Below are 6000 nucleotides of genomic sequence, written 5' to 3' on the forward strand. Positions count from 1 at the left end.
CCGGGGAGAGGTGCCTTCGAGGCGGCGCGAAGGCCGGGAGTGATCGCTCAGTGCTACGAGGTCATCTCGCGGGTCTCGGGAGTGAGTGCGTCCCCGACCTGGTTGATCAGCTCGGCCATCATGTAGCTGACCTCGCCGATGTCCGCGTCCCTCGTGGTGGCCACGAGCAGCGAGGCGCCGCTGGAGACCGCCATGGAGAAGAGATAGCCGCCCTCCATCGCGGTCAGGCTGTGTTCCACGGGGTCACTGCCGAGCTGTTGTGCCGCACCGGACAGCAGGTTGACGACGCCCGACGCGATGGCTGCGAGACGGTCGGCGTCGTCGCGCTCCAGGCCGGCGTAGGCGAGCGCGAGCCCGTCCACCGAGATGGCGATCACCTGGGTGACCTCCGGCGTACGGCGAGCGAAGTCGCTCAGCAGCCAGCTCAGTGAACTGGCGGTCGGTGGGGTGGTCATCACGTGCTCCGTTGTGTCGTGTCGTCGGGCGATGTGCTCGCTGCCGCGGCGGAGGCGCCACGGCTGTCCGTGCTCCTGCTGATGCCCTGGGCGTAGGCGGCCAGTACGTCGGACACCTGCCGCGAGTCACGGCGGGTGGGCGCCTTCCTGGCGGCGGCCGCGGGGCGGGCCTGGGGCCGGCCGGGCGCGGTCCCGTCGCCGGGCGTGCGGCGTTTGCGTACCGGCAGTCCGGCGGCGCTGACGCCGGACACCTGCGGCTGGGTCGGGATGCGGGGGCCGGTGGCGGGTGCCGCGGGCGTCGGTGCCCGGTCGCGGCCCGCGTCCCCGCCTTCGGCGGCCGAGGCGCCGTGTTCCCGGGCCGGTTCGCCACCCGGTCCCTGGATGCTCGGCGGCTGCAGCGCGGCGCCGATGCGCGAGCGGCCGGAGATGCTTCCCCTGACCGCGGCCGGCCTGGCACGCTCGACGACCGGCTTCGCCTCCCGCTCGTCCTCGGCCGTCCGCTCCGCGCTGCCGGCCTCGTCGCGGGTGGACGGCGCGGGCGGCTCGTACCGCGGGACGGTGGTGAGTACCTCTTTCGGCAGCGTGACCTCGACGATCGTGCCGGGCCCCGAAGAGGCCCGCATCTCCACGACGATGCCGTGCCGCGCGGCCAGCCGGGCCGCCACCTGGACGCCCATGGACCGGACGCCGCCGATGTCCGCCTGCGGCGCCGCGAGCTTGGCGTTCAGCTCGGCCCGCCGTCCGTCGCTCATGCCCACGCCGTCGTCGACGATCTGCACCACGGCGCGGTCCCACAACTGCCAGGCAGCGACCCCGACTTGAGTGTCGGGGGCCGAGAACCGGGTGGCGTTGTCGAGCAGTTCGGCAAGCAGGTGCGCGATGTCGTCGACGGCGCGTGCGGCGATGCCGATGGTGGGGTCGACGTGGCCGAGGCTGACCCTGCTGAAGCGTTCGATCTGCTGGGCGGCCGCGTAGATCACGGAGGTGCAGGGCTGGTTCGCCGTACGCACCCGGCCGCGGCCGTAACCGCCCAGTACCAGCAGGTTGTTGGCGTTGCGCTCCATGCGGATGGCGAGGTGGTCCAGGGCGAACAGGACCTCCATGCGGGACGGGTCCAGCTCCTCGCGCTGCACCGTGCTCAGCTCGTTGGTCATGACCGTGGTCAGCTGTGCGCCGCGCCGGGCCACGCCGACCAGGGTCTCGGCGAACCGCTCGTGTGCTTCGGCCTGTTGGGCCGCGAGCCGGACGGCCGCACGGTGCACCGCGTTGAAGGCGTCACCGACCTCGCCGATCTCGTCGTCGGTGATCGCCGGCAGCGGTTTCGCGGTCTTCGCGGCGATCTCGTCGGGGTTGGTGCCGGCGAGAGCGCCCGGCTGCGCCAGTTCCGTGACCTCGCGCGGCAGTCGCTCGTGGGCGACCTCGTGCGCCGCGTTCCGCAGGTGCCGCAGCCTGGCGACCATCTCCTTGCCGAGCCGGACGGCGATCAGGACCGCCACCACAAGGGCGAGCACGATGATCGCCAACTCGCCTGCGGCCCACCACATCTGACTGGTGCGCTCGCTCTTGACGGTGGCGAGAACGTCGTCGTCCACCCGGCTCTCCACCGAGCGCAGCAGCGCGAGGCGGTCGGACGACGCCTTCTGCCACGCCGACGGCGACAGGTCGAGTTTCTGTCCCGGCGTAGTGCGGGCGGCCTCGTCGGCGAGCTGCTGGGCGGCCATCGCCTTCGGACCGGCCAGCGTACGTTCGAGCCAGGTGCGCCACTGGGAGGGGCCGAGGGAGAAGACCACGGCGGTCGACTCGGTGTAGCCCAACTCGGTCTCGCCGAACGAGTTCTGAGTGGCGGGAGTGAACCCGCCGTCGGCCATCGCGCGGGCCACGGTCACCTGCTGCTGGCCCACCCATTCCCGGGACTTGGACAGGGCGGCGGCGGCCCGGATGTGGTCGGCGACGTCCGCGGGCACGCCGTCGGCCTGCGCGATGCCGTCGCGGTACGCGATGAGGTCGGCGACGACGATGCGGTAGCCGAAGGCCATCGCCGAGAGCGCGCCGGAGCCGGAGAGCGCCTGAGCACGCAGCGACGAGAGTTCGTCGAGGTCACGGTCGATCCGTTCGAGGGCGGACGCCGAGGCGGCGGGCACCTGGGACAGGCCGTCCCGGTGCCGCTGGTAGCGGGCGATGCTCTCGTCGGTGGCCTTGACGAGCTCCTGTAACTGATCCGGGTCGCCCTGCGAGGCCTGCAGTCCCGCGGCCGCGGCGCGTTCGCGCTGCAGGTGGTAGGTCAGTTCACCGGCTTGCGCGGCGGTCTGCACCATCTCGGTCAGCCGGCCGGCCTCGACGACCTGGCCGGTGGCGGGCATGAGGGCGCGCGCCGCGAAGGCGACAGCCACAAGGAGTGGGACGGCGACGAGCAGGATGAGCCGGCGGGTGATCCGCACGGCACGCGCACCTTGCTCAGGCCCTCGGCCGACGGGTAGCCGGGGTTTACGCAACACGTTGACACCTGACTTGCAGTTTGGTCGGGACAGCAGGTCGGCATCTGGTGGCCACAGTGACTGATGTGACGGGTGGCACCCCCTGATGCGCGCCCATGCTATGGCGCCTCACGTCCGAATGCGACAACTTCGGTACTACACGGGTTCGTTGCCGCACATTCTCGTTCACAAGAAGGGCGCTTACGTACGCGAAACCGACACTTCCGCCTGTGTGCGCACCCCCGGGGCGACGCCCGGGAAGCGGCGACGGCACCGTGCCCGGACACCCGCGAGCACCGGCCGCCCACAGCGCGCGTTCACGCGCAACAGATCCCCCGAGTGGGACCCTGGAGGCCGCCCCACCCTGTGCGCCGCCCCGGAGGACCACCCACATGCCCGTCGCCGAAGACGCCCGCGACCCGAGAATCCTGATCGTCGACGACGAGCCCGCCGTGCGGGAGGCACTGCAGCGCAGCCTCGCCTTCGAGGGGTACGGCACCGCCGTCGCCGAGGACGGCTTCGAGGCCCTGGAGAAGTTCGCCTCGTACCAGCCCGATCTGCTGATCCTCGACATCCAGATGCCCCGTATGGACGGCCTGACCGCCGCCCGTCGGCTGCGCGCCACCGGTTCGACGACACCGATCCTGATGCTCACCGCACGCGACACCGTCGGCGACCGCGTCACGGGCCTGGACGCGGGCGCCGACGACTACCTGGTCAAGCCCTTCGAGCTGGACGAGCTCTTCGCCCGCATCCGGGCCCTGCTGCGCCGCAGCTCGTACGCGGCGGCCGCGATCGGCGCCGAGGACGACGACGTGCTCGAGTTCGCGGACCTGCGGATGAATCTGGCCACCCGCGAGGTCTTCCGCGGCAAGCGTGCCGTGGACCTGACCCGCACCGAGTTCACGCTGCTCGAGATGTTCCTGGCCCACCCGCGCCAAGTGCTCACCCGCGAGCAGATCCTCAAGTCCGTCTGGGGCTTCGACTTCGAGCCGAGCTCCAACTCCCTCGACGTGTACGTCATGTACCTGCGCCGCAAGACCGAGGCCGGCGGCGAGCCCCGCCTCGTGCACACCGTGCGCGGCGTCGGCTACGCCCTGCGCCCCGGCGGCGCGGAGTGAACGCTGTGCCGGAAGGGCGCACCGTGCCCGCCCGCGTCCGCTCGCTCCCGCTCCGCTCCCGGCTCGCGCTGCTGGTCGCGGCGACGGCCGCCGTCGCGGTCGCTGCCGCGGCGGTGGCCTGCTGGTTCGTGGTGCGCGGCGCGCTGTACGACTCGCTCGACCAGTCCCTCAGGGAGAACCAGGTACAGCCACGGACCGTGGTCGACCTGATCGACAAATACGGCTGCCAGGCCTCGGCCCCCGACATCCCGGACAACCCCGGCGCCCCCGTCGTGCGCCTGACCATCCAGGTGGTCAATCCGCAGAGCAAGGCCTGTGTCATCCAGGGCGAGCAGCTGGACGTGACGACAGCGGACACGGCCGTCGCGGAGGGCCGCTCCCACACGGCGACGCACAACGCGGAGCGGGCCGACGGCACCGAGTACCGCGTAGTCACCTACCCGCTCACCGGCTGGAACGGCGCGGTGTCGGTGGCCCGCCCGCTCACCGAGGTCGAGTCGACCCTGCAGGACCTGACGCTGCTGCTCGTCCTGGTCGCCGGCATCGGCGTACTCGGCGCGGGTGCGGCCGGCCTGTGGGTGGCGCGTACGGGACTGCGGCCGGTGGACGAACTCGCCGGCGCCGTCGAGCACGTGGCCCGCACCGAGGATCTGACGGTCCGCATCCCCGTCGAGGGCGAGGACGAGATCGCCCGGCTCTCGCGGTCGTTCAACGCGATGACCGCCGCACTCGCCAGCTCCCGCGATCTCCAGGCCCAGCTGATCGCGGACGCGGGCCACGAACTGCGTACGCCGCTGACCTCGCTGCGGACCAACATCGAGCTGCTCGCCCGCAGTGAGGACACCGGCCGGGCCATCCCGCCCGATGACCGCAAGGCACTGCTCACCTCGGTGAAGGCGCAGATGACCGAGCTGGCCGCGCTGATCGGCGATCTGCAGGAACTGGCCCGCCCGGAGGCGGGGCCCGGCGCGCGCGTCCAGGTGGTCTCGTTGCACGAGGTGACCCGGCACGCCCTCGAACGCGCCCGGCTCCGGGGCCCCGAGCTGACCGTGACGTCCGAGCTCGCCCCCTGGTACGTCCGCGCGGAGCCGGCCGCCCTCGAGCGGGCGATCGTCAACGTCCTGGACAACGCGGTGAAGTTCAGCCCGCCGGGCGGCACGATCGAGGTCCGCCTCGACCGGGGCACACTCACCGTCCGCGACCACGGCCCCGGCGTCTCCGCCGACGAACTCCCGCACGTCTTCGACCGCTTCTGGCGCTCCCCCTCGGCCCGTGCACTGCCGGGCTCGGGCCTCGGCCTGTCGATCGTGGCACGCACGGTCCAGCAGTCCGGCGGCGAGGTCACGCTCCGCCCGGCGGACGACGGAGCGGGCGGCACCCTGGCGACGATCCGCCTCCCGGGCGCACCGACGCCCCCACCGGAGGCGACGGAGGCGCCAGAACTCTGAGCGGCTTACTGCGTACTAGGTGCGCAACGATGGCCCGATGAGGCCGAGCCGAAGCAGTACTGACGACCGCGCGACGGGGCACGCGGGGACCTTCCGCCTGGCGGCGTACGCCGTGTGCATCGAGGACGGACGAGTCCTGCTGGCCCACCACTTCTCCCGGACCTGGACGCTCCCGGGCGGCCGGGTCGAGCACGGGGAGGACCCGTTCGACACGGTGGTCAGGGAGTTCGCCGAGGAGACCGGCTGCGACGTGGTGGTCGAACGCATCCTCGGCGTGGACTCACGCCTGATCCCCGCGGCCACCGCCCACGCCGGCGTCGAGCACCAGAACGTGGGCATCTTCTACCGCGTCCGCATCACCGGCGGCCACCTCCGCCCCGAACCCAACGGCGAAACCCTCAAATCCACCTGGACCCCACTCGCCGACGTCCCCACCCTCCGCCGCTCGTCCCTGGTCGACACCGCCCTCACCCTCGCCCACACCCTGCCCCCCACCGGCCCC

The 6000-nt window shown here is 72.2% G+C and carries 5 protein-coding genes; 3 read left to right on the forward strand and 2 right to left on the reverse strand.

Annotated elements, in window-relative coordinates:
* Positions 1 to 53: 53 nt before the first annotated feature.
* Positions 54 to 455: a roadblock/LC7 domain-containing protein gene (locus tag DSC45_RS23495; protein ID WP_119293899.1), complete on the reverse strand. Its 402-nt coding sequence runs from the start codon at positions 453 to 455 to the stop codon at positions 54 to 56.
* Positions 455 to 2893 (reverse strand): sensor histidine kinase, encoded by a 2439-nt coding sequence (locus DSC45_RS23500; protein WP_119293900.1) that lies wholly within the window; start codon positions 2891 to 2893, stop codon positions 455 to 457. Before DSC45_RS23500 ends, DSC45_RS23495 begins: the two co-directional genes overlap by 1 nt.
* A 428-nt stretch (positions 2894 to 3321) precedes the next feature.
* On the opposite strand from DSC45_RS23500, the gene DSC45_RS23505 reads away from it, so the two are divergent.
* From DSC45_RS23505 to DSC45_RS23515, 3 genes are all read left to right on the forward strand, one after another.
* A complete protein-coding gene (locus tag DSC45_RS23505) occupies positions 3322 to 4050 on the forward strand; it encodes a response regulator transcription factor (protein WP_119293901.1) in 729 nt (242 codons plus the stop codon).
* A gap of 23 nt (positions 4051 to 4073) precedes the next feature.
* On the forward strand, positions 4074 to 5498 hold the full coding sequence (locus DSC45_RS23510) for a HAMP domain-containing sensor histidine kinase (protein WP_119293957.1): 1425 nt from the start codon (positions 4074 to 4076) through the stop codon (positions 5496 to 5498).
* A 37-nt stretch (positions 5499 to 5535) separates the two neighbouring features.
* Positions 5536 to 6000, forward strand: a 465-nt coding sequence (locus tag DSC45_RS23515) for an NUDIX hydrolase (RefSeq protein ID WP_119293902.1), incomplete at its 3' end; no start/stop codon positions are given.

The organism is Streptomyces sp. YIM 130001, assembly GCF_003574445.1.
Lineage (GTDB): Bacteria > Actinomycetota > Actinomycetes > Streptomycetales > Streptomycetaceae > Streptomyces.

Coding starts and splice junctions, on each gene's coding strand:
- DSC45_RS23505 (WP_119293901.1), top strand. CDS start 3,322: ATGCCCGTCGCCGAAGACGCCCGCGACCCGAGAATCCTGATCGTCGAC.
- DSC45_RS23495 (WP_119293899.1), bottom strand. CDS start 455: ATGACCACCCCACCGACCGCCAGTTCACTGAGCTGGCTGCTGAGCGAC.